Source organism: Bacillus sp. I-2 (assembly GCF_001974945.1).
Classification (GTDB): Bacteria; Bacillota; Bacilli; order Bacillales; family Bacillaceae; genus Bacillus; species Bacillus safensis.
In genome coordinates this window covers 17,286-38,510 of record NZ_LZRW01000044.1, presented here as the reverse complement: position 1 = coordinate 38,510, position 21,225 = coordinate 17,286, and the positions used below count along the sequence as shown (strand labels likewise).

Here is a 21,225-nt window from a genome sequence, read left to right as displayed (position 1 = left end):
AATTTGGATGAAATGAAGGTAGAAAATTGAAGAAGTAACATCATTTTTCTTGATATAAATGGTTTGGATGGTATAATTTCTCTGAAACATAAAGGAATGGAGGGGAATTTGATGATTTTTACAAAGCACGATCTTCACCATTACTTAACGCAGGATAAGAAAGCATTAGCGATTACGCGCAGAAGACCAAAGTGGTTTGGAGACGATATATGGAAATATCAAAGGTATTTACGAAAATATGAATACTATTCTAATAGCGGCGCTCTACTGCGCAAATGGTTTTATCGCTATTTACATAAAAAGAAAGGCATGCAGCTTGGCTTTGATATTCCGATTGGCGTCTTTGGCCCCGGCCTTAGAATCAATCATAGTGGACTCTTAATTGTGAATAAGCACGCAAAAATTGGGGCATTTTGTGATATTCATCAAGGGGTGAATATTGGCCAAAACCATTCCGAAAAGGATGTACCAACCATTGGAGATCACGTATGGATTGGCCCCGGTGCTAAGCTGTTTGGAGACATTTATATTGCAAATCATATTTCAATCGGAGCAAATGCCGTGGTGAATCGTTCCTTTCATGAAGAGCAGATCGTCATTGCAGGTGTACCGGCTCAAAAGGTAAAAGAAAAAGGCCCTTCTTCATGAAGGCGCCTGATAAAAAAGAATAACACCGATCAAAACAGAGATGAGCAGCATGAGATAAAACAAGATGGTTAAAATCAAGATCGTCCAGCCCAGCCCCTTTCTCTCTGTCTTGATCAAATAAATACCAAGTACGATGGTGCTAAATAGCACGCCTAAAATGGCCCACAGCCATTTGTCTTTGTTATGCTTTGGCGCATCAAACCATAAATAGATGGCAACAGCAAGCGAAACGAAGAGACCCGTTAATCTCATATTTACATTCCCCCTTATGTAAAAAAACACATATTCTATTATTCGGTTGAATAACCGATTTTTTCAGTTTATTCAAACATACGATACTTTTGTCCTAAAATATTTTATCATTGTTCCGCGGAAGGCTGCGCCATTCTTCTCTCAACATTCCGTAGCGCATTGAATCATAATAAACCCCTTGATAATAACGGACCTTTCTCAGTCTCCCCTCAAGGACAAATCCGCATTTCTCTGCGCACCGCATCATCCGTTCATTCCCTGACCAAGTTGTTAAACCAATTCGAGGGATATCAATATGTGTAAATAACACATCAATCCAAAGATTTAATGCCTTTGTCCCAATACCCCCGCTCCAAAAGCGTGAATCATAAATGATAATGCCGCATTCAAGCCACCTCGTACGTTCATTCTCCCAATAATATGATACGGTGCCTTTGATATCACCATCTATTTCAATGCCATATAGCTTTTGGGGAATGGATTCTTCCTGTAAGTAACGTTTCTTAAATGCAGCAAGCGGGATTTCGTGTTCATAAAAATAAGGGGCATTCCATTTTCGATAGGACTGGTCTGATGCTTTAAATTTTAAATGCCACACCGTCTCTAAGTCCGTTTCGGTTAATGGACGTATGTTCACAAGCTCTTCCTTTTCACTTTTCATCTGTTCACGTTCCTTTACTTTGTCGTTCTTTTTGCTAAATGACGGTACTCGATCGGCGTCATGCCTTCATTTTGCCGGAACAGCTTAGAAAAATAAGTAGGGTCGTCAATACCTACATGATCTGCAATAGCAGCGATTTTTTCATTCGTTGATGCCAGCATGCTTTTGGCTTTTTCGATTTTGAGACGATGGCTGTACTGGTTTGGTGTCAATCCATATACCGTCTGCATACATCTTGTCATGTAGTCAGGATGATAGTGCAGTTTCTCTGCAAGCTGCTCCATGTGTAATTTCTCCATAAAGTGATGCTCAAGATAGTGAACCACTTCTGATGCGACGGTCTCCTTTGCACTTGGAATATGGAATGCTTCCTTTTGCAGGTGATGAGCAGTTCCTCAAATAATAGCTGTTTTTTCAGCGGAAGTTCAGATGCATCATGATTTAGTGCTCTCATCGCTGAAAGGTGTTTTTTTAACACACTTCGCCCTTTCACTTTTCCTAAACGGGGCATACTAAATTCATAGGTTGCCGGCTTTTCGAAGGTAGCTTGATTTTGTTTCATATCAATCCAGTGTTCTCTCGGCCGGTTCGTCAGCTCAAATCGATCAATTGAGAAATGTAGCCACTCATAGTGGGTTTCCTCTTCACATGGCAGATGTCCACCATGAGACAGACCCGGTGAGAGAATCATATATTCACCTTCTTTTACTTGATAAGCTGCCTCGTCCTCTGTCATCCATAGTTTACCTTTTGTGACATAGAGAAGATCAAATACAGTGAAGGTTCTTGAGATATGTCTTTCTCCTTGATGAAATACACCTTTACCTGAAGCAATATAAATAGGAAACGGCGGTACGGTAAATGTAATAAATCGATCCATATTCATCCCCTTATGAAGTCGGATTTCTCCAATAAGTTTCGGTTTCATCTCTTCTTATTATAGTCGATGCACGGTACACTATAAATCGGATTTATACGAAAGGGGGCTATGTGATGAAATCTCAAACCCTGTCATATGAAAAGGTTCAGGCCAAAGATGAGAAAACCCATCCTTCATTATTTGCATTAACTTGGCCTATTTTTATCGAAATCTCTTTATATATGCTCATGGGGAGCGCTGATACACTTATGCTCAGCCAATACTCCGATAACAGTGTGGCCGCAGTAGGTGTAAGCAACCAGCTCCTGAATTTATTAATTGTCATGTTCAGCTTCGTTACAACAGGAACGACCATTGTCATTGCGCAGCTTTTAGGAGCTGACCGCAAGCAGGAAGCGACTCAAGTCGCCTATGTTTCACTAGGAACCAACTTCTTGATCAGCTTTGTCATTAGTCTCCTTATGTTTGTGTTAGCTGTGCCAATCCTGCACATGATGGGCTTATCAAGTGAACTCATGCCGGATGCGGCGGTTTTTTTACAAATTGTCGGCCTGCTTTCTTTTATTCAAGCACTCATTATGACGTATAGTGCTATTTTAAAAAGCTACGGATATACAAGAGACACGATGTATGTCACCATCGGAATGAATTTGCTAAACGTTGCCGGCAATTATTTGGTCATTTTTGGTCCGTTTGGCTTTCCTGTATTAGGTGTCATGGGTGTTGCCTTTTCAACCTCGCTTGCTCGATTGATCGGATTGATGGCGATGATCCTCATTGTCCGCCGCCGAATTGGATTGCGCTTTTCGCTGAAGAGCATGTTTCACATCCAGCGGACGCATTTAAAAAGGCTGCTGAAAATTGGCATTCCTTCTGCTGGAGAGCAGCTTTCTTATAACGGCTCTCAAATGATCATTACACTGTTTATTACATTTATGGGGACGCAGGCTTTAGCCGCAAAGGTCTACACTCAAAATTTGATGATGTTTATTATGTTGTTTGGTGCAGCGATTAGCCAAGGCACACAGATTTTAATCGGGCGCCATATTGGGGCGAAAGAATTCGATGCGGCCTACCGCAGATGTATGAAAAGCTTATACTGGGCCATTGCAATCTCTCTTCTTTCTTCCACTGCTTTATCTTTATCATCGACGCATTTGCTTACGTTTTTCACTAGCAATCGTGAAATCATTCAAATCGCTGCCACACTTCTCCTATTGACGATCATTTTAGAGCCGGGACGCTCTTTTAATATGGTCATTATTAATTCATTGCGGGCTGCTGGTGACGCGAAGTTTCCAGTGTATATGGCGATGATATCAATGTGGGGAATTGGGCTTCCGATCGCTTACTTGTTAGGCATTCAGCTTGAAATGGGGCTCATCGGGGTTTGGATTTCTTTTATCGTGGATGAATGGGTCAGAGGCATCTTCATGTATAGGCGCTGGCGTTCCAGAGTATGGACGGAGTATCGCTTTTCTTCCACATAAAAAAGGACTGGGTGCAGTCCTTTTTTACGTAATATCTTCTAAAATAAGTGCTTTTTCCTGTTTTGAAATAAATACTCGCTCTGTAAAGACGCGGTATTCGTTTTCTCTTGTTTTATCTAAAATGGCTTTATAAAAGTAGGCTGCTGCTTTCACCGGTATTCGTGAATAGAGCGGGAATTCATGAAGATGGTCAAAAAACTCCTCGTAGTATGCCTCTGCCTCAAAGGCAATGTACTCCCAGACGTGCTGGAAGGCTTGATTCACAATCTCTTCCTGCAATTCTTGCTCTGTGTACCCGAATTGATCCATCACTTGCTTTGGCAAATAAATGCGGTCTCTTTCAGCCTGATCTTCGCCGATATCTCGAAGGATGTTGGTTAGCTGCATAGCAATCCCTAACGAAATGGCTGCTTCTTTTAACTGCTCTTTTTTACGCGGTGCAATAATGGGAAGGAGCATCAATCCAACGGTACTAGCAACATGATAGGAATAGATGAGCAGTTCATCTAACGTTTCGTAACGCTGCTGCTCTAAATCCATCTCCTGTCCTTGGAGCAGGTCACGGAACGGGGCTTCATCCATCCGAAACTCTTGAAATGTATGCTCTAGCGCCACCCATATTGGATCATTCCGGTCTACCTCACCTTGTAAAAATCGATCAAACGTCTCCCGAAAGGATGCAAGGTCCTCTTTTGGCGAAGGGGATTCATCTACAATGTCATCTGCTCTACGGCAAAAGGAATATACGGCCCAGACGGCCTGTCTTTTCTTTTTAGGCAGCATGGAAAAGGCCCGATAAAACGTTTTTGAATGGGTTTGAATGGTTTCCTCACACACTTTTAATGCTGTTTGTACATCAACCACTTAGCTTCACTTCCTTTCTATCATTCAAATCTTTTAGTAGTACAGAAGCCATGAGCTTCGCACTTTGCATCACGATCGGCACCCCGCCGCCCGGATGGATGGAAGCACCTGCCGCATAAAGATTATCTGTCTCACTGACCTTCACTTGCGGGCGGAAGACACCTGATTGAAACAAATTAGGCGCAAGTCCAAAACTGCCGCCTTCAAACAATCCTTCTCGCAAGGAATCATTTGGTGTTCTGACCTTTTTCCAGACAATCGACTCTCTCAATCTCGGAAAGCCTCTTTTCTCAAGGACATTCACCATGTTCTCGACAAAATCTGTCTCCTCTTCCCAGTTGATATGATCTCCTGAAGGAACGGGAATCAGCATATAGAGAACACTGCAGCCATCTGGGGCAAGAGATGGATCAATGATCGATGGATTAAATGTATAAAACGACGGGTCTTGAGGAATCGTTTTCGTTTGAAAAACTTCTTTCATATGCTGATCAAAGTGTTCTCCCATAAAAAATTGATGAACAGGTGCTTCATGATACATCTTGTTTAACCCGAGATACACCATCACACAGCCAGAGGACGGCACGTATTTCCGGCGATCTTGTTCGTCTAAACCAAATTGTTTTAACGCAGCTGGATAATCTCCATTGATCACAAATGCATCAGCGGTTTCATATTCATCATTTACTTTTGCTTTGACTGCCCGTTTCCCCTCAAACACCAATTGCGTGACTTCTTCTTTTTTTCTTACATGCACACCCATGTTGATGAGCTGACCTTCCAATATATCTACTAAACTCGCATAGCCGCCTTTTAAATAATAGATTCCATGTGCGTGCTCACTATAGGACACAAGCGAATAAATAGCCGATGCTTCATACGGGTTTCCCCCAACATAGAGGGTTTGAAGTGCGTATGCATCTCGCAGGCGTTCGTCTGAGAAATATTTTTTCAGAGCGCTTTGTACCGTTCGATACGCCTTTAATTTCATTAAAATCTTCATATTCGCTTTTGTAAAAAATGTACGTTTTTCGTGAAATGATTTTTCTAGAAAGGCTTGCTGCCCTTCTTGAAACCGGTCCGTCATTTCTTCCATAAACCTCAGGAACCCTTGATCTTCTTTTGGAAATACACGTCTGATTTCATCTAACTGACGAAGTGCATCAGAGTATTTCGTATAGGAGGTTCCATCTTGATATTGAATTGTATACAGCGGGTCAAGCTCCACAAGATCAAGAGATGATTCGTCAATTCCTACCTCATGTAAAATGCCTTTTAACATGTCAGGAAGTAGGACAATGGTCGGACCTTCATCTACTTTATATCCTTTCTCACGTACAAAAGCAAGTCTCCCGCCAAGCCGTTCATTTTTTTCAACAAGGGTGACATCATGTCCCGCTTTTTTTAAATAAAGCGCTGAGATCATTCCGCCAATACCGCCACCTGCAATCAATATATGTTTTTTCATGAGGCGCTCCCCTTTTCTTGATGCGGCATTGTTTTGTGTGAACGTTTCTCTTTTTTAAGAATGGCATTTGTCGTAATACGTGCTGATTCTAAAATGGTTGGCAGTCCGCTTCCTGGATGTGTTCCTCCTCCAACGAGCCAGCAGTGCTTTAATTCATCAAATTCATTGTGCGGCCTTAGGACCATCATCTGCGTCAGCTGATGGCCGAGGTTAAATGTAGCTCCTTCATATACGTAAAGGTCTTCCTCCCATTGCTTCGGTGTGATCATCCGCTCGACTTCTATATGCTGTCTCACATTCTGAAAGCCCGTTTTCCGCTCCAATGTATCCAGCACAAGCTCTCTAAATTTACCTTGATGCGCCTCCCAATCAATACCGCTTTGGTTATTAGCAACTGGAGCCAGCACATAAAGAGCTGATTTTCCTTTTGGAGCAAGTGAGTCATCGGTTACACTTGCATTTTGAATATAAATAGACGGGTCATCTGGCAGCTCATATGTTTTCGTAATGCCTTTGACAAATCTAGCATAATCATCGGAAAAAACGATGGTATGATGCGGCTCATCATATATGGTATCCAGTCCTAAATAAAGCATAAAGGTAGAGCAAGAGAATTTTTTCTTTTTTAATTTCTTCTCGCTGTATTTCTTTAAGAGTCCTGGCTCGACAAGCTTTGTCATCACATGTGCAAAGTCTCCATTGACGACAACCTCATCTGCTTGTATTTCTTCCCCAGATTCTAAACGAATTCCTTTTACTTTTCTTCCCTCCGTGAGCAGCTTTTCGACGCCAGCTGACAGATGAATCTCTGCTCCAGCTTCAAGCGCGGCCTTTGCCATCGCTTCTGACAGCTGATTGACACCGCCCTTCGGATGGAATACACCTGTGTCATGTTCCATAAACGAAAGGATCGAGAACGCACCAGGGCATTCCCACGGGGACATTCCTAAGTACTTTGATTGAAATGTAAAAGCGTATTTCACTGATTCATTCGAAAAATAGTCTGACAGCACATCATACAAACTTTTATTTAGTGAAAGCTGTGGAAGTGCTTTGATCACCTTCGGACGAAGGTAATGATGAAAGCGATCCATTTTACTTTGTAAAATTGGTGTCAAACGATCCATTTTGCGCTTTGTATCCTTCATAAATCTTAGATACCCTTCGCCCTCACCAGGTGCAAAGGCTTCTAATCGTTTGTACATTTCATCGCGATCCCGGATCATATCGAGCTGATTGTCTTGAAATATTAATCTATACATCTCTTTTAATTCAATCACATCAATATAGTCATAAAGATTTTTACCAGCAAAGGTGAACAGCTCCTCTGCAATATGAATCATGCTGAGAAAGGTAGGACCTGTATCAAACGTGAAATCACCAAGTTGAAACTTAGCGTTACGCCCGCCGACAAAGGGCTGCTTTTCGTATACATGAACGTCATGTCCTTTGCTTTGAAGCATCATAGCTGCTGCAAGGCCCCCTGGTCCCGCTCCAATCACAATGATTTTCATTATCCTTTTTCCTCCAAATTAATTCACTTTAAGTTAATTATACAAATTGAAAAGATTACATCAACTTTTGATGTGCTCAAAAAGCCTCATGTTATGTATCAAAAAAGCCGGCTTCCTTTCAACATGTGCAAGAAAGCCGACTCTTTATTACGCTTCTATATCAATTCGATACGTTTCAAACCAATGATGAATCTGTGCTAGATGGGCAATCAACTGCGGGCCCTTCATGAGCTGGCCATACCATGGCACATGAAAGGAAGCCCCTTCCGTTTCAATCAGCTGCTTTAATTGATGTGGATCTAAAAATTCGTGAAGTACAGAGTCTTTTTGCGCGAGGCAGTCTGTGAGCATCTCTTTCACAGCCTGAGTATAGGCTGGATGATGTGTTTTCGGGTAAGGACTCTTCTTTCGATAAAGCACTTCATTCGGTAAAATTCCCTCTAATGCTTTTCGTAAAACCCCTTTTTCACGATTTCCATGCATTTTCATTTCCCAAGGAATATTCCACACATATTCGACAAGGCGATGATCTGCAAATGGCACCCGTACCTCAAGACTAGCCCCCATACTCATTCGATCTTTTCGGTCAAGCAGTGTTGTCATAAACCAGATCATATTTAAGTAAAAAAGTTCTCTCCGGGCTTTATCGACGCCGGTTTCTCCATCTAAAAGAGGCGTTTCTGCTACCGTTTCTTCATATTTGCTTTGCGCGTATTCCTTAAGTGACAGCTTTTTTTGCCACGAGTCTTGCAGGAGCTGCGTTCTAGCTTCAGTCGATCTCATCCAAGGAAAACCATTCGTTTCATTTTCCATATGGAACCACGGATAGCCGCCAAAGATTTCATCCGCACATTCACCTGACAAGCCAACAACGAAGTCCTTTTTAATTTCTCGGCAAAACCAAAGCAAGGAAGAATCAATATCTGCCATACCCGGTAAGTCTCGAACCTCAACGGCTTCCTTCAGATAGGAAGCGAGCTCTTTTTGCCCAATGATACAGCTGTGATGATTCGTTTGAAACGCTTTGGTCATTTGATCAATCCAAGGACCGTCAGCATTCGGCTGGAATTGATTTGCCTCAAAGAATTGATCGTTTCCTTCGTAGTCAATGGAATACGTATGAAGCGGTGCTTCCCCTATTTTCTCAAAGTGCTTAGCGGCAATGGCAGTAATGGCACTAGAATCGACGCCCCCAGATAAAAATGTACATACAGGCACATCAGAGACGAGCTGTCTTGTCACGGCATCTGTAAAGAGATGCTTAATGTGCTGTGCGGTGTCATCAAGTGAATCAGTATGTTTCTTGCTTTTGACATTCCAGTATCTCCATACGCGCAGACCGTCTTTTGAAAAGGTCAAGGCATGTGCAGGTCTCAGCTCTTTTATCCCTTTAAACACGCCTTGACCTGGTGTTCTTGACGGTCCTAATCCAAAGATCTCCGACAGCCCTTCATGATCGACTTTTGCTTTGATATCAGGGTGAGCAAGAAGTGCTTTGATCTCTGAACCAAATAAGAAGGAATGATGACGTTCTGTATAGAAAAATGGCTTGACGCCTAGCCGGTCTCTCCCTGCAAATAACAATTCACGCTCACTATCCCAGATCACAAATGCAAAAATGCCATTAAAATGAGAGACACACTCTTCCTTCCATTCTGTATAGGCATGAAGAAGAACTTCTGTATCAGAATGCCCAAGAAAGCGGTGCCCCCTTTTTAATAATTCTTTTCTTATATCCTCCGTGTTATAGAGCTCTCCATTGTATACAATCGTATAAGCATGGTTTTGATGTGTATATGTCATCGGCTGCTTTCCGCCTTCTACATCTACCACCGCTAACCTTTTATGCCCGAAAAGAACGTGCTCACTTTTCCATGTATTTGTATCATCTGGCCCTCTTTTAGATAATGTATCTGTCATTTGATTGATTACATGATCCTGTTGGATGAGCGGCTTTTTAAAGTCTGCCCAGCCTGTAATTCCACACATCATCATCAGCTCCCATCCGTTTTTCCTCAAGTGTTCTCATTCAGCCTTTCTTAGTTTATGCATCGTCTCCTTGATAGTTGATTTGTCCTTTTTTCCCGGCGTATAGGACAAGCTTGATTTGGTAAGAAAAGAAAGAGGAAAGGAGCTTTTGCAAATGGAGAATCGAATGAAGCAGCTTGAACTCTGCAGCAGAAGATGGTGTAATGGGTATTTGCTCATTGAAAACGGGCATTGCCTGATTGAAGATGATGAAGGAGAGATCATGCTGCCAGAAAGTCTTCAAAGCACAATGATCTGTTTGAAGGAAAATGACCAATGGACAAAAGGGGAATTGCTCGGTTCTATGATTCTTCATGAAAACGGGCAGCTAATAGAAGTACAGGGAGGAGAAAACATTCAATATACGGCGTCTCTTGCCAAAGGCTGGCTTGATCTTCTCATGTTCGTACCGGAAAACGTTTTTGATCACATCCTTGACCAGATAGAGCAGCTTGGTTTTTCCGTCTATGATTGTGTTTTCTCTTCCTTTCATTCATTGCAGCGCGTCTCTTTCTTTCAGTTTTCGGCAGATACGCAATCACTTGCACTTCAATGTCACCATGAGCCAGACGCCGGTCACATTCGTTTTGAATGGACCACTTCAGACGGACAACGGATCGTTTCACAATTTGATGCCACATAAAAAGGACACTGCTTCGTATAAGCAATGTCCTTTTTATATTAAAAGATATGGAAACCGATCGGCAGACGTAAACCGAGAAGAATGGTCACAATCGCAAATACGATAAAACCAATCAACACACCAGTCACCGATTTTCCTTTTTTCTTGCGCACTAGGACCATTTCCATGAAACCGATCACGAGGATACCAAGAATCATTTTTCCAATATACTCGCCCCCGTAACCTGGAATTTTCATTCCTGTGCGAACATACAGCTCTACGCCTGTTGCAATGATGATCAAGTAGAATAAACGAACGATCATGTGCACAATTTTAGCGCCTTTGTCATTTTTACCTGCTAGAGCAAAGGCTACGAAGAATAAAATAATCCCCAGCACCCATGCTGTGATATGTAAATGTGTTCCCATTTGTGATTTCCCCCTTTATCAGAACAAGTACCTTCTCATCGTACCACGAAATAAGTCGAACACAAAGCGACAATCCTGTGTCATCACGCGCTTTATTTGACGTGATTTGTCAGCGTTCCAATCGGTTCAATCGTGATGTCAATACGATCTCCAGAAGCTAAAAACTTAGGCGGTTCAAAGCCCTTCCCTACCCCAGAAGGTGTACCTGTTGCAATGATGTCACCCGCTTCTAATGTCATCCCTTTTGAAAGAGTGGAGACAATGTCCTCAACTGTGAAGATCATTAATTCCGTACTGGCAGACTGACGAACCTCTCCGTTTACCTTTGTTTCCACATGGAGCGCACCATGATCCTCGATCATTGACTTATGAACGATATAAGGTCCTATCGGGCAGGTTGTATCTAAGCTTTTGCCAATGAAAAATTGTTTATGTTTTTTCTGCAAATCTCTTGCCGTCACATCATTTAAAATGGTGTAACCGAATATATAATCTTGGACCTCTTCAGGAGCAATGTTTTTCCCTGATTTGCCCATCACGATGGCAAGCTCTCCTTCATAATCCAATTCACTTGTCACATCTTCATGAAGGAGAATGTCCGCTTCGTGTCCAGTGACAGAAGTAGGTGCCTTTGTAAAAATCATCACGTCTTTAGGAATATCCGCCGCACTTCCCATCTCCATCACATGATCTTGATAATTTTTTCCGACACACATGATGTTTTTAGACGGCTTTGGAATCGGGGCATGGAGTTTCACGTCCGAAACCGGATATACATAAGAACCGCGGTCTTCTTCTTTTTTCTCAGCCCAATCAAGAAGCTGCCCCACATGTTCAACAAACTTGTCCCCCATTTTGATACACTCAGATAAAGAGTTTGGCAGTGTCTCAAGCTCAAATAATTTGGCTTCTGCCTTTTTGACGTCCATCACCCATTCATCATCAATGACTACCCCAATAAACATGCTGCTATTTATCTCACCTGTAAAAAACTTCATGTCTTCCCCTCACAATCTTCATTTCGCTAAGTTATGATGTCTCATTTTATTTCTCTACGAAATAAAAAAAACCCTTTTTTATCATACTCTCTTTTAAAAAGGGTTTCAAAAATGATGATTGAATGCTTAGCGGAAACGGCGGTACTCCCACATGTTCCCTTGATCCCATTTACGCTCAACATTTTCTCTATTTCGGGAACGATGCGATTTCTTTCCACATCTTCGGCAAGAGCGGCTGCGTTTATGGTGATGAGAACGTTTAGATCGATGGCTGCGGCGCGACTTGGGGCTCTTCTTATTGTGGGATCTGTGCTTGCTGCGGTGTGACTTGCGGCAGCTTTTCTTATGATGAGATCTGCATTTGCTGCGGTGTGACTTGCGGCAGCTCTTCTTATGATGAGATCTGTGTTTGCTGCGGTGTGACTTTTTCGGTTCGCTCTTTTTGCTTCTGTAAGATTTTTTGCTTTTATATGACTTTTTACTCTTCATGCTTTTCTTCGAACGATAGCTTTTCTTAGAGCGATAACTTTTCTTTGAACGATAGCTTCTGTAGCTTTTTTTACTGCGGCGTGATTTACGGCGTCCACCACCGCCAAAGAACCAATGACCGCGACTTGAATGACGAGAACGAGCTGACTTATGCGAACGTCTCGATTCTGGTTCACGATCTAAGTGATGATCACGTCCCTCACTTCGAAGTGAAGCTACTGCATGTTCAATGTGTGAATGATCAAATGTACTCACGAACAATTCCCCTCCCAGTCTATCTTCGACAAAACAAACAGACAAAGCTGTTTATCTTCTCTGCTTTATGTTACGAGACTCGGTAGACAAGTGTTCGTGACGAATGCCTCTTTCCTTGAAAACTCCATGAATACCTACCAGCCGGTACAGGACATTCCTTCACTTTCATATCGTAAAGAAGAGCATATAGGAGGCTGATGAACATATGAACACAGAATCTTTAAAACAACTTGATATGTGGATTCATCCAAAAGACCTGATTGAATTAAAAAAAGACATTTGGAACGATGAACCTGTTGAAGCTATTCTAAAAACCGGCCAAACCAAATCACATATTTATGCTTCATACCGCGGATCACACATTAGAAAGCTCAAGAAAAAGTCCTATCAAATCGAATATCGAAAGCCAAAACAAAGACAAGGCGAATCCATCTTTCATTTAAATGCAGAGTACAATGATCCTTCGTTTATCCGAAACAGGCTGTCCTTTTATTTCTTTGAGCAGATGGGGGTGCATAGCCCAGCCGCTTCTCATGTGTTTCTCACCATAAATGGAAGAAAAGAAGGGATTTATTTGAAAATAGAATCTGTCGATGAGTTCTTTCTTCAAAAACGGCAGCTTTCAGGAGGCGGCATTTATTATGCGGTTGATGATGACGCGAACTTCTCCCTTTTGAGTTCTTTTGATAAAAAACCAAAAAAGCACCTTCTTCTCGGATACGAGAAAAAAACGGGGACTTCTCAACATGATCAGCAGCTGAGCGAATTTATTTACTTTCTCAACACAGCGAAAGATGACACTTTTGCAGAAAAAATTGAACAATACCTAGATGTGACACAATATTTCCGCTGGCTCATCGGTGTGGTATGCACACAAAACTTTGATGGTTTTGTTCATAACTACGCTCTTTATGTAAATGAACAAGGGAGGTTTCAAGTACTTCCTTGGGATTATGATGCAACATGGGGTCGTGACATTCATGGAGAAGAAATGCCGTTTGATTATATCCCAGTAAACGGCTTTAATACATTAACTGCTAGATTACTAGATATCCCTTCGTTTAAAAAAGCCTATTACACACTTTTCCAGCATGTACTCGATACACATTTTGTAGAAAACCGGCTCTGCCCAATCATCGAGAAATGGCATGAATCGATTGAGAATCGAATTGGAGATGACCCATATACGAAAGATCGAAAAGACATCTTGCAGTCTGAAAGAGACTTAATTCGGCAGTATATCAACAAAAGACGACGTTATTTACAGACTGAGATCAAAAAAGAGATATTTGGTACGTAAGAACACTTTCGAATTTTGTCACTTTATTACTCATATTGACGAAACAGCTTTTTTTATAGAAAAATAGGGTATACTAACCATATCCTTCTATTTGATAAAAAATGTGAGAGTTGGCGTCCGTTATGATCAATTATGAAATTGAACAAAAAAGATTACATTTAATTGAGACTGCGAAAAAATTCGGGATGAATGCCGAAGAAACAATCAGGTGCAGTCAAGAGCTTGACACACTCTTAAATAAAGGCATCAAATCCACCTCTAAAGATTGCTCAAAAAAAGGGTAAGCCATACATCTAATTCCTCTCATCAAAAGCTTTCAAAAAGACAATCACACATTATAAGACCCATCATAAGCTATGGTGAAACGCCCAAAACAAGTGCCCTAATTTTATAAAGGATGTGCACCGCTATGCCGGCTATTGTGGGAGCCTTTAAAGTAAATGCCGTCGGAACGAGCGGAGTCGTTCATGTTGGAGACTGCATCACCATTTCTCCAAATAGTCAGGTTAAAACGTTTGCTGGCGCAGGCAGTTTTAATACAGGTGATCAATTACAAATTAGCAACTACAAAAGTGTGACAAATACGTACGACAGTGATGTCATTGATCAACCGCTTGTTGGTAACTTGTAAGGAGTGAGGATCCGTTGAACTTCTATATTAATCAAGCGATACAAATTAATTATTTACGTGTAGAGTCTGTGAGTAACTCCTCTGTTCTGCAAATTGGGAGTGCTGGATCCATCAAGGCCCTTTCCAACCTGTATAACACGGGAAGCTATGTAGAAGCAGCGCCTGCCGCAGCAGGTACACAAGGAATTGAAGAATCTCAAGGCGCAAGCACAGCACCTTTTGTACCTCTTCAGTCACCAACAACTTAAGCCATCTGCAATCCCCGGAGGTGTATGTAAATGTATGATTATCAGAGCAACGCTTCACAAGTATATGGCATCATTCAAAAACACTCGCAACAAATCATGTTGCTTGAAAAAAGGCTTAACGAGCTTCAGCAGGAAATACAAATGATCAAAGATAAACCGACAACGAATATTGAACGGATTGATTATCAATTTGATCAACTGAAAATCGAACGGCTGGAAGGAACGCTGAATATCGGCCTCAATCCATCTGATCCAAACAGTGTTCAAAACTTTGAAGTGGGCCAAACAACAACCCCGGGAATTGGAATGATGCAGCAAGAAATGGCTGGTCAATTTTTCAATCAAACACGGCAGCTTGTCGATGCATTTTTAAATGAAGAAGCTCCAGAACTTCTTGAAGAACTAGAACAGCGATATGAAGGGTCCCTCGATGAAAGCAACAAACACCATATCATTGAGGATATTCGCAAGCAAATTGACAGCAGGATCAAATACTATGCGGGACAGCTGCCACACCGGGAAGATATGACACCGCTGCAGCGTTCAGAGCAAATTGCTGAATATGTGAAGCATGATGTAAAGCGGGCGATTGAGCACTTTTTAGCCCATATTCCAAGTGAAACGAAAGGAGAGGAAAACGGATGAATTTCACAGTTGTTAACCGCAACATCGAGACTGGAAGCATTAAAGTAGTCGGGGTATCGTCCTCTTCCCTATTTATCATCGGGGACACAGACCATGTACAATTATCCTCGATTTTCGATACACCGCCAGAATCACTGATTATTGGCCCGTTTGTTCCTCTGGCTCCTCGATAATGATCAAACGCACATCTCAAGTGAAATTCTCAAAGGTGAATTCTGTCGGGATTTCGAGTGTGGTTCAAATTGGTGATACTCAGGAGCTATGCCCGAAAGTTAAGGTATTAGCTGTTCAACGAACCATTAGTTTGTTTTATGGCTATGAAGCAGAAAATTTAGATGCGAAAGAATTTGAAGTGTATTATGAGCCCATTCCATTGATGTTGCCAGAACGATCAGTGAGAACAGCATTTTACCATGAAAAGCCTGTGATTAAAGTGTCTTCAATCCATGTAGAAGGGGTATCATCGTCCTCTGTCTATCAAATCGGCTCTACTTGTAGAATGAATGGCGTTGCGCGAGTGAAGCATATTAGAGAGCTGTTTAGCAATGATGAAAGTCCGCAAAACTCACAAATGGACCTACCTGCGCATATGATGATGATATGACTTCGAATAAAGGATGTCGATTATGCCAGCAATTGTCGGACCCATTTACATTAACTCTATTTCTGGAGGCGTCGTAAACGTCGGTGACTCATTCTACCTGTCGCCTAAAAGTTCGTCAAAATCTGCTTTAGGCTCTGGAGCGGGGAATACCGGAGATTTCTTGATATTAAATAATGGCATTAGCGCCACCAACTATGTGGATCCTGACTTAAATGATCAGAATATGGTAGGCAATGCATAAAGCAGCTCCTCTACATCCATTTCAAATAGAGGAGCGCTTTTTTATGCTTATTTCTTTCTGCGCTGTCTCGATTTTTTTGTTTTGACTAGCTTGCTTGCCGGCTGTTTCCGAATCCATTTGATGTACGAAGCAAGCTTTTCATCCTGCCTCAGCGCATCAATTGTGTTCAAACGTGCGGCAAGCTCCTGGTTTGTAAAGAGGGCATGTACTTGTTTATGACAAGGGATGCATAGGAAGGCAGTCGGTAAAAAAGCCCCGCCTTCTTCTCTTGGGGTTAAGTGATGTTCTGTGAGCAGGACATCTTGTCTTCCGCACATCTCACATAATCCAATTGTTTGCTTTGCCACCGCGTCATCACCTCAATATTTACATTAATTCCATTGAGACTGTTGTCCCTTTCCCGCTTGGATCTGCCGGATGGACAATCAGTTTTTTCGGTAGCCGCATTTTCAATTCTTCCACATGGCTGATGACACCAACAGCTAAGTTTTGAGACTGTAATTTCTCTAATGCAGTAATCACCGTATCGAGCAAGTCTTGATCAAGGGTACCAAAGCCTTCATCAAGGAAAAAGAATTGCAGCGGGAACTCACCTCTCAGCTGAATCTGCGCTGAAAGAGCTAGCGCAAGCGCAAGCGACGTCAGGAAGGTTTCCCCGCCGGACAAGCTGGACACTGGACGTCTGACACCGCCATTCGCATCATCACGCATGACAAAGCCGCCTTCTGAATCAACCTCAATCGCATACCTTTGTCTTGTCAAAATACCAAGACGGGCAGATGCATCACGACTGACACTTTCCAGCTGTTCTTCTGCTAAGAACTCAACAAATGTATTTCCTTTAAACACGGTTTGCAACTTATCGAGCCGATCAATTTCTTGCTGCAGCTCCGCCAAGCGTTCATGAATACTTGCAAATCGCTGGTGATTTTCTTCCATTACACGCAGATGTTCATATGCAGAGCCGCTCATCACTGTTGCTTCTTCCAATGCCTTTTCTGCCGCTTCTTTCCTCAGTTGAATGTCAGTCCATTGCTTTTCATCTAGTGACTCATCTTTCAGCAGTTCAGAAATTCGCTTTAAGTTTGCGGCACATTGCTTTCTTTTATCCTCAAATTCGTCAATTTCTTGTTTAACAGATTGACGTACTGATTGATTCATAAAAGCAGATTCAATCTCTTGAGGCTTATCAAAAGGAGAAGACTCCGATTCTTTAGCCCATGCGACACTTGCTTCTTGTTTTCTCCGGTCAGCCTCTTGAAGCTGACGCTCACAGCTTGAAAAATGACTTTGTGCTTCACTAAAGAGCTCCTGCGCGTGCTGAAATTGCTTGTACGATTGCTGTTCCATTTCATTGAGACGAGCAAGCGTGTGTTCAACTTCAATCAGTTCATCAGAAATAGAGACAGCTTTCAATGGATATCTCCCTAAATCTGTTTCATATTGATGAATGAGCTGATGCTGGCTTTCTAGCTGATGCGCGAGTTTATCAAGTTCCTTCTCTACATCGTATATGGCTGTTTGCAGCTGTTCTTTTGCCAGCTGTTTTTCTTCCAAAAATGAAATACTTTTCTCAATACGCTCTTTATAGCCTTCCGCTTGCTGGTCCTTTTCGTCGATCTGCTTTTGCATCTCTTGTACTTGGTGCAATGTTAAGTGCGGGAAGGCCTGTTCAAATTGAGACGTTTGCTCTGAAAGCTCAGATTGGAGCTCCTTGATCAGCCCGTCTAATTCTTCGATACGCTGCTGATCAAATGTCATTTGATCTTTCGTCTTGCTTATCTCTGCTGCTTGATCATATGTTTCATCCATTAAACGAGCTCGTTTACGTTCAACTTCTTGAATATCTTGTTTCAAGCCTTTCCATTCTTGCATGAGATCCTGCAAGGACTCCGGCTTTTGCACTGCTTCTACTGCTGCTGCAACTTCCGCACCTGGAGCTTTCTGAGTTAAAAAGGAAAACTGCTTTACTAATTGATTGGCGTGCGTTTCCAATAACTGCTTGGCGGCATACATGTCTCTTGTATATTCCTCTGCTTGCTTGAGCTCTGTGTCCATCCGTTGAATCACTTCATCGATTTGTGCCACTGTTTCTTCATGGTCATTGTTTTCCAATGCCTTTGGGTCATGATGAATCGATCCACAAACAGGACATGGCTCACCATCTACGAGCTCTGCCGCTAATTCTTTTCTTAATTCTGCCGCCCTAACAGCATCACGCTGTTTTAATTTTTCGAGCTTCTGACTTTGTTCTCTTTTACTCCATTCTGTAAAAGCCCGTTCGAATTCACATACATAGAAATAAAGCTGTTCTATCGCTTGAAACGATTGGTCTATTTTTTCATGATGGTCTTTTTGCTGTTTTTGAAGCTTTTCATATGCTGCTGCGGTCTGTGTTGATCGCTTTTTGAGCTCCTCCATCTTTTGTTGTTCCTTGTGTATGCTTTGGTGTATTCTTTGAACATTTTCGCTTAAACGCAAAGCATCCTGTACACTTTTCCGTTCTTTTACAGAGACTTGTAATTGCTCCAGCTCACGCTTCAGCTGTGTTTGTTTTGCGAGTGCACGTTCTAACAAAGATTGGAGATTATCTGCTTCTTCTTTTTTTTGTAATAATTGCTGCGCTGTATCATTTTTCCGCTGTTCGATTGTCGTCTTTTCCTGAAGAGCCGCCTCTTTTTTCCGTTCAATTTCCTTTAGCTGAATCAGCTGCTCTTTCTTTTGGAGAAGTTCTGGCTCAGTTTCTATTTTCTTTTGCCTGGCTTGCTCATAGTTTTGCGTCATTTGATCATAGATCGTTCGTTGATGCAGAAGCTGATTTTCTGCTTCCTGCTTCTCTTTTAATGCTTGAGAAAGCTGATTTTCAGCTTTTGTTAATGCATCCGCATAAGGTTTTAATGCCTCTGCCTGCTCAGCAATATGAAGCTTGGCCTTTTTCTCTTCCATTGATGTTGCCAGTTGATTCAGATGGTTTAGTTCCGTCTCATAAGCTTCTCGTTCCTTTTGATACTGCCAAATTGTTTGCGCCTTTGTAAAAGCAGTGAACGCTTCATCCCGCGCTTGTTTTTTCTCATGAAAAATAGCCTTTGCCTGCTCAGCCGCTTCCTTTGCCTTTGCGAGCGCCTCTGGGCCAGCTTCTCCTAAGCCATTCAGCTCAGCAAGCAGTTCATTTTTTTGTCCATACTGATTCTGCGCCTTTGCGCGCAAACGTTTGACGAGCTGATCCCCATACTTTTCCAGGTTAAACAAACGCTGTAGCATTTGTCGTCTATCGGTTCCTTTTAGGGAAAGGAATTCTGCAAACTTCCCTTGAGGCAAGACAACCGCTCGCGTAAAATCATCAATGGTTAACCCGAGTAATTCTTCTATTTTACGATTGACCTCACTCGCTTTATCTGCAAGAACTGTCTGCGTATCACCAATTTCAATCAGACGGCATAGTGTCGTTCTGACTTTCATTTCATCTGCCCGCTTGAAAGCACGTTCGACTTTATAAGAAATGTGGTGTTCCTTTTGTAAAGCGAACGTAAAGGAAACTGACAGCTTCTCTTCCGCTTGGTTCAAAATACCATGTGTATTATTTAACGCACGTTCCACTTTTCCATAAAGTGCCAGGGTCATGGCGTCTAATATGGACGACTTTCCGCTTCCTGTCGGTCCAAAAATGCCAAACACACCTGCATCACATAATGAGCTAAAGTCAATTGTTTGTTCTTCTCTGAAGCTATGAAGTCCTTTAATGGTTAGCGTAATCGGCTTCAAGTCGCTTCCTCCTCTTGCATTTCATTGGCGAGCTCCAAAAACAGCTTGACTGTTTTTTCATCAGGAAGACCGCCGCCTGTCTGGCGCTCATAAAATTTCACGAACCGCTCTTCGATTGAGAGCTTTTCGGCTTGCTTTTGTTCTTCCATTTGCTGAAGTTCTTTAAATTTCGGTCTAATATGGACAAACCCGCTATGCTGCTTTCGGAGCTGATGGATCTCTTCTATGGAGAGCTGATCTGTTAAATGAATCTCTAAATCAATCCATGCCTGAAGATCCCGTTTTTCATCCAGCCACTCGTGTACTTGGCTCAATCCTTCAGTTGCCTTCCATTTCACAAGTGGTTTTCCGCTTGATAACAACACTTCTTTCCAGCTTGCTTTTTCATTAGGTTTTGCCTCTACAATCGTGACTGATTTGGCATATCCTGATTCAGAAAAGCTGTAAGCAAGAGGGGACCCGGAATAGCGGGCAATCGTTTTGGCACGTTTGATGGTTTGCGGGCGGTGCAGATGACCAAGGGCCACATAGCAGGCTGCTTCTGGCAGACTTTCAGCTGCAACGGTATATGCACCGCCTACTTCAATCGGTCTTTCTGAATCTGTTTGACTTCCTCCTGCCACATAAATATGGCTTGTTGCGATATTGACCGTATCGGCTTGAAATTGAGCGCTTAAATGTTGGAACGCTTGCTGTATTTTTAAATTGTAATGATCGCGAAGCAATTTCTCTTCAAATGTTTCAGCCAGCACCTCGTTAAGTCTCGCTTCAGACGGATAAGCGAGTGCTGCAATGGATAAACGTTCACTCGAAGAAGGAACATCGACGCGGATGATGTCATTTGTCGGATATCCAATTAAATGAATCCCCTGATCATTTGTTAAAGGAGATGCGGCAGATAGTCGATCCGGATTATCATGGTTGCCTGAGATGACCACGACCTGACGTTTTCCTTTATCAGATAAGGCGGATAGACTTTCATAAAAAAGCTGTTCTGCTCTAGCAGGCGGATTCACTGTATCAAAGGCGTCTCCAGCCATGACAATGACATCAATGTGTTCGTCTTTTACGATTTGATACAGCTCATCTAAAAACTGTGCTTGCTCATCAAGCCGGCTCCGGCCTTCAAGGGTTTTTCCTAAATGCCAATCTGCCGTATGCAAAATCCTCATGTGATTCACCTCTCATTCCGATACA

At 42.2% G+C, this 21,225-nt stretch carries 23 protein-coding genes and 2 pseudogenes; 12 read left to right on the top strand and 13 right to left on the bottom strand.

Features of this window, described 5'->3' with window-relative positions; all coding sequences use genetic code 11:
* Positions 1 to 111 precede the first annotated feature (111 nt).
* On the top strand, positions 112 to 648 hold the full coding sequence (locus BAE31_RS15020) for a serine O-acetyltransferase (protein ID WP_056766114.1): 537 nt from the start codon (positions 112 to 114) through the stop codon (positions 646 to 648).
* On the opposite strand, the gene BAE31_RS15015 is transcribed toward BAE31_RS15020, so the two are convergent.
* From BAE31_RS15015 to BAE31_RS15005, 3 genes and pseudogenes are all read right to left on the bottom strand, one after another.
* Complete coding sequence (locus BAE31_RS15015; protein WP_024425086.1) at positions 643 to 900, bottom strand: hypothetical protein; 258 nt, start codon at positions 898 to 900, stop codon at positions 643 to 645. The genes BAE31_RS15020 and BAE31_RS15015 overlap by 6 nt on opposite strands.
* 94 nt (positions 901 to 994) lie before the next feature.
* Positions 995 to 1,561, bottom strand: a complete 567-nt coding sequence (locus tag BAE31_RS15010; protein WP_024426516.1) for a GNAT family N-acetyltransferase — start codon at positions 1,559 to 1,561, stop codon at positions 995 to 997.
* Between the two features lie 14 nt (positions 1,562 to 1,575).
* Positions 1,576 to 2,441, bottom strand: a pseudogene (locus BAE31_RS15005) (AraC family transcriptional regulator).
* A 113-nt stretch (positions 2,442 to 2,554) separates the two neighbouring features.
* Between BAE31_RS15005 and BAE31_RS15000 the strand changes: the two are divergent.
* A complete protein-coding gene (locus tag BAE31_RS15000; protein WP_076840832.1) occupies positions 2,555 to 3,931 on the top strand; it encodes an MATE family efflux transporter in 1,377 nt (458 codons plus the stop codon).
* Between the two features lie 24 nt (positions 3,932 to 3,955).
* Here BAE31_RS15000 and BAE31_RS14995 read toward each other — a convergent pair whose 3' ends face one another.
* From BAE31_RS14995 to asnB, 4 genes are all read right to left on the bottom strand, one after another.
* Complete coding sequence (locus BAE31_RS14995) at positions 3,956 to 4,795, bottom strand: phytoene/squalene synthase family protein (protein WP_076840831.1); 840 nt, start codon at positions 4,793 to 4,795, stop codon at positions 3,956 to 3,958.
* Positions 4,788 to 6,263, bottom strand: a complete 1,476-nt coding sequence (locus BAE31_RS14990; RefSeq protein WP_076840830.1) for a phytoene desaturase family protein — start codon at positions 6,261 to 6,263, stop codon at positions 4,788 to 4,790. The genes BAE31_RS14995 and BAE31_RS14990 overlap by 8 nt, the downstream gene beginning before the upstream one ends.
* Positions 6,260 to 7,777, bottom strand: a complete 1,518-nt coding sequence (locus tag BAE31_RS14985) for a phytoene desaturase family protein (protein ID WP_076840829.1) — start codon at positions 7,775 to 7,777, stop codon at positions 6,260 to 6,262. Before BAE31_RS14985 ends, BAE31_RS14990 begins: the two co-directional genes overlap by 4 nt.
* Before the next feature lie 147 nt (positions 7,778 to 7,924).
* Entirely contained in the window at positions 7,925 to 9,766 is a 1,842-nt protein-coding gene (asnB, locus tag BAE31_RS14980; RefSeq protein ID WP_076840828.1) for an asparagine synthase (glutamine-hydrolyzing), read from the bottom strand.
* Positions 9,767 to 9,920: 154 nt separating this feature from the next.
* Between asnB and BAE31_RS14975 the strand changes: the two genes are divergently transcribed.
* Positions 9,921 to 10,448 carry a DUF2777 family protein gene (locus BAE31_RS14975; RefSeq protein WP_076840827.1) on the top strand — a complete coding sequence of 176 codons (528 nt, stop codon included), beginning with the start codon at positions 9,921 to 9,923 and terminating at the stop codon, positions 10,446 to 10,448.
* Between the two features lie 38 nt (positions 10,449 to 10,486).
* Here the strand turns inward: BAE31_RS14975 and BAE31_RS14970 are convergent, their stop codons facing one another.
* Together BAE31_RS14970 and BAE31_RS14965 are read right to left on the bottom strand one after the other, a co-directional pair.
* Positions 10,487 to 10,855: a YisL family protein gene (locus BAE31_RS14970; protein WP_024426524.1), complete on the bottom strand. Its 369-nt coding sequence runs from the start codon at positions 10,853 to 10,855 to the stop codon at positions 10,487 to 10,489.
* Positions 10,856 to 10,947: 92 nt separating this feature from the next.
* A complete protein-coding gene (locus BAE31_RS14965) occupies positions 10,948 to 11,853 on the bottom strand; it encodes a fumarylacetoacetate hydrolase family protein (RefSeq protein WP_076840826.1) in 906 nt (301 codons plus the stop codon).
* A gap of 111 nt (positions 11,854 to 11,964) precedes the next feature.
* On the opposite strand from BAE31_RS14965, the gene BAE31_RS19725 reads away from it, so the two are divergent.
* On the top strand, positions 11,965 to 12,180 hold the full coding sequence (locus tag BAE31_RS19725; protein WP_170871307.1) for a hypothetical protein: 216 nt from the start codon (positions 11,965 to 11,967) through the stop codon (positions 12,178 to 12,180).
* 366 nt (positions 12,181 to 12,546) lie between these two features.
* On the opposite strand, the pseudogene BAE31_RS20210 reads toward BAE31_RS19725, so the two are convergent.
* Positions 12,547 to 12,597 (bottom strand): annotated as a pseudogene (locus tag BAE31_RS20210) (hypothetical protein); the annotation flags it as partial.
* 205 nt (positions 12,598 to 12,802) lie between these two features.
* Here BAE31_RS20210 and BAE31_RS14950 point away from each other — a divergent pair.
* The 8 genes from BAE31_RS14950 to BAE31_RS14915 all read left to right on the top strand — a co-directional run bounded on the left by BAE31_RS14950 (position 12,803) and on the right by BAE31_RS14915 (position 16,266).
* Positions 12,803 to 13,897, top strand: coding sequence for a CotH kinase family protein (locus tag BAE31_RS14950; protein WP_076840825.1), 1,095 nt, complete (start codon positions 12,803 to 12,805; stop codon positions 13,895 to 13,897).
* Positions 13,898 to 14,019: 122 nt separating this feature from the next.
* Entirely contained in the window at positions 14,020 to 14,181 is a 162-nt protein-coding gene (locus tag BAE31_RS14945; RefSeq protein ID WP_029707539.1) for an aspartyl-phosphate phosphatase Spo0E family protein, read from the top strand.
* Positions 14,182 to 14,306: 125 nt separating this feature from the next.
* A complete protein-coding gene (locus BAE31_RS14940; RefSeq protein ID WP_024425506.1) occupies positions 14,307 to 14,528 on the top strand; it encodes a spore germination protein in 222 nt (73 codons plus the stop codon).
* Positions 14,529 to 14,542: 14 nt separating this feature from the next.
* Positions 14,543 to 14,776: a spore germination protein GerPB gene (locus tag BAE31_RS14935; protein WP_003210877.1), complete on the top strand. Its 234-nt coding sequence runs from the start codon at positions 14,543 to 14,545 to the stop codon at positions 14,774 to 14,776.
* Between the two features lie 30 nt (positions 14,777 to 14,806).
* Positions 14,807 to 15,421 (top strand): spore germination protein GerPC, encoded by a 615-nt coding sequence (gene gerPC, locus BAE31_RS14930; protein WP_076840824.1) that lies wholly within the window; start codon positions 14,807 to 14,809, stop codon positions 15,419 to 15,421.
* A complete protein-coding gene (locus BAE31_RS14925; protein ID WP_003210893.1) occupies positions 15,418 to 15,594 on the top strand; it encodes a germination protein GerPD in 177 nt (58 codons plus the stop codon). The genes gerPC and BAE31_RS14925 overlap by 4 nt, the downstream gene beginning before the upstream one ends.
* On the top strand, positions 15,594 to 16,025 hold the full coding sequence (locus BAE31_RS14920; protein WP_076840823.1) for a spore germination protein GerPE: 432 nt from the start codon (positions 15,594 to 15,596) through the stop codon (positions 16,023 to 16,025). Before BAE31_RS14925 ends, BAE31_RS14920 begins: the two co-directional genes overlap by 1 nt.
* Positions 16,026 to 16,047: 22 nt before the next feature.
* A complete protein-coding gene (locus BAE31_RS14915) occupies positions 16,048 to 16,266 on the top strand; it encodes a spore germination protein (protein ID WP_003211468.1) in 219 nt (72 codons plus the stop codon).
* A gap of 47 nt (positions 16,267 to 16,313) precedes the next feature.
* Here the strand turns inward: BAE31_RS14915 and BAE31_RS14910 are convergent, their stop codons facing one another.
* The 3 genes from BAE31_RS14910 to sbcD are packed head-to-tail and all read right to left on the bottom strand — an operon-like array spanning position 16,314 to position 21,200.
* Complete coding sequence (locus BAE31_RS14910) at positions 16,314 to 16,613, bottom strand: HNH endonuclease family protein (protein WP_034282144.1); 300 nt, start codon at positions 16,611 to 16,613, stop codon at positions 16,314 to 16,316.
* A gap of 19 nt (positions 16,614 to 16,632) precedes the next feature.
* On the bottom strand, positions 16,633 to 20,028 hold the full coding sequence (locus tag BAE31_RS14905; RefSeq protein ID WP_076840822.1) for an AAA family ATPase: 3,396 nt from the start codon (positions 20,026 to 20,028) through the stop codon (positions 16,633 to 16,635).
* On the bottom strand, positions 20,025 to 21,200 hold the full coding sequence (gene sbcD / locus BAE31_RS14900) for an exonuclease subunit SbcD (protein WP_024425501.1): 1,176 nt from the start codon (positions 21,198 to 21,200) through the stop codon (positions 20,025 to 20,027). Before sbcD ends, BAE31_RS14905 begins: the two co-directional genes overlap by 4 nt.
* Positions 21,201 to 21,225: the final 25 nt, after the last annotated feature.

What these genes read in the sequence shown, in the direction of transcription:
- BAE31_RS19725 (WP_170871307.1), top strand. Translation starts at nt 11,965, where the DNA reads ATGATGATTGAATGCTTAGCGGAAACGGCGGTACTCCCACATGTTCCC.
- BAE31_RS14915 (WP_003211468.1), top strand. Translation starts at nt 16,048, where the DNA reads ATGCCAGCAATTGTCGGACCCATTTACATTAACTCTATTTCTGGAGGC.
- BAE31_RS15015 (WP_024425086.1), bottom strand. Translation starts at nt 900, where the DNA reads ATGAGATTAACGGGTCTCTTCGTTTCGCTTGCTGTTGCCATCTATTTA.
- BAE31_RS14975 (WP_076840827.1), top strand. Translation starts at nt 9,921, where the DNA reads ATGGAGAATCGAATGAAGCAGCTTGAACTCTGCAGCAGAAGATGGTGT.
- gerPC (WP_076840824.1), top strand. Translation starts at nt 14,807, where the DNA reads ATGTATGATTATCAGAGCAACGCTTCACAAGTATATGGCATCATTCAA.
- BAE31_RS14970 (WP_024426524.1), bottom strand. Translation starts at nt 10,855, where the DNA reads ATGGGAACACATTTACATATCACAGCATGGGTGCTGGGGATTATTTTA.
- BAE31_RS14990 (WP_076840830.1), bottom strand. Translation starts at nt 6,263, where the DNA reads ATGAAAAAACATATATTGATTGCAGGTGGCGGTATTGGCGGAATGATC.
- BAE31_RS14985 (WP_076840829.1), bottom strand. Translation starts at nt 7,777, where the DNA reads ATGAAAATCATTGTGATTGGAGCGGGACCAGGGGGCCTTGCAGCAGCT.
- BAE31_RS14925 (WP_003210893.1), top strand. Translation starts at nt 15,418, where the DNA reads ATGAATTTCACAGTTGTTAACCGCAACATCGAGACTGGAAGCATTAAA.
- sbcD (WP_024425501.1), bottom strand. Translation starts at nt 21,200, where the DNA reads ATGAGGATTTTGCATACGGCAGATTGGCATTTAGGAAAAACCCTTGAA.
- BAE31_RS14940 (WP_024425506.1), top strand. Translation starts at nt 14,307, where the DNA reads ATGCCGGCTATTGTGGGAGCCTTTAAAGTAAATGCCGTCGGAACGAGC.
- BAE31_RS15010 (WP_024426516.1), bottom strand. Translation starts at nt 1,561, where the DNA reads ATGAAAAGTGAAAAGGAAGAGCTTGTGAACATACGTCCATTAACCGAA.
- asnB (WP_076840828.1), bottom strand. Translation starts at nt 9,766, where the DNA reads ATGTGTGGAATTACAGGCTGGGCAGACTTTAAAAAGCCGCTCATCCAA.
- BAE31_RS14950 (WP_076840825.1), top strand. Translation starts at nt 12,803, where the DNA reads ATGAACACAGAATCTTTAAAACAACTTGATATGTGGATTCATCCAAAA.
- BAE31_RS14945 (WP_029707539.1), top strand. Translation starts at nt 14,020, where the DNA reads ATGATCAATTATGAAATTGAACAAAAAAGATTACATTTAATTGAGACT.
- BAE31_RS15000 (WP_076840832.1), top strand. Translation starts at nt 2,555, where the DNA reads ATGAAATCTCAAACCCTGTCATATGAAAAGGTTCAGGCCAAAGATGAG.
- BAE31_RS15020 (WP_056766114.1), top strand. Translation starts at nt 112, where the DNA reads ATGATTTTTACAAAGCACGATCTTCACCATTACTTAACGCAGGATAAG.
- BAE31_RS14965 (WP_076840826.1), bottom strand. Translation starts at nt 11,853, where the DNA reads ATGAAGTTTTTTACAGGTGAGATAAATAGCAGCATGTTTATTGGGGTA.
- BAE31_RS14920 (WP_076840823.1), top strand. Translation starts at nt 15,594, where the DNA reads ATGATCAAACGCACATCTCAAGTGAAATTCTCAAAGGTGAATTCTGTC.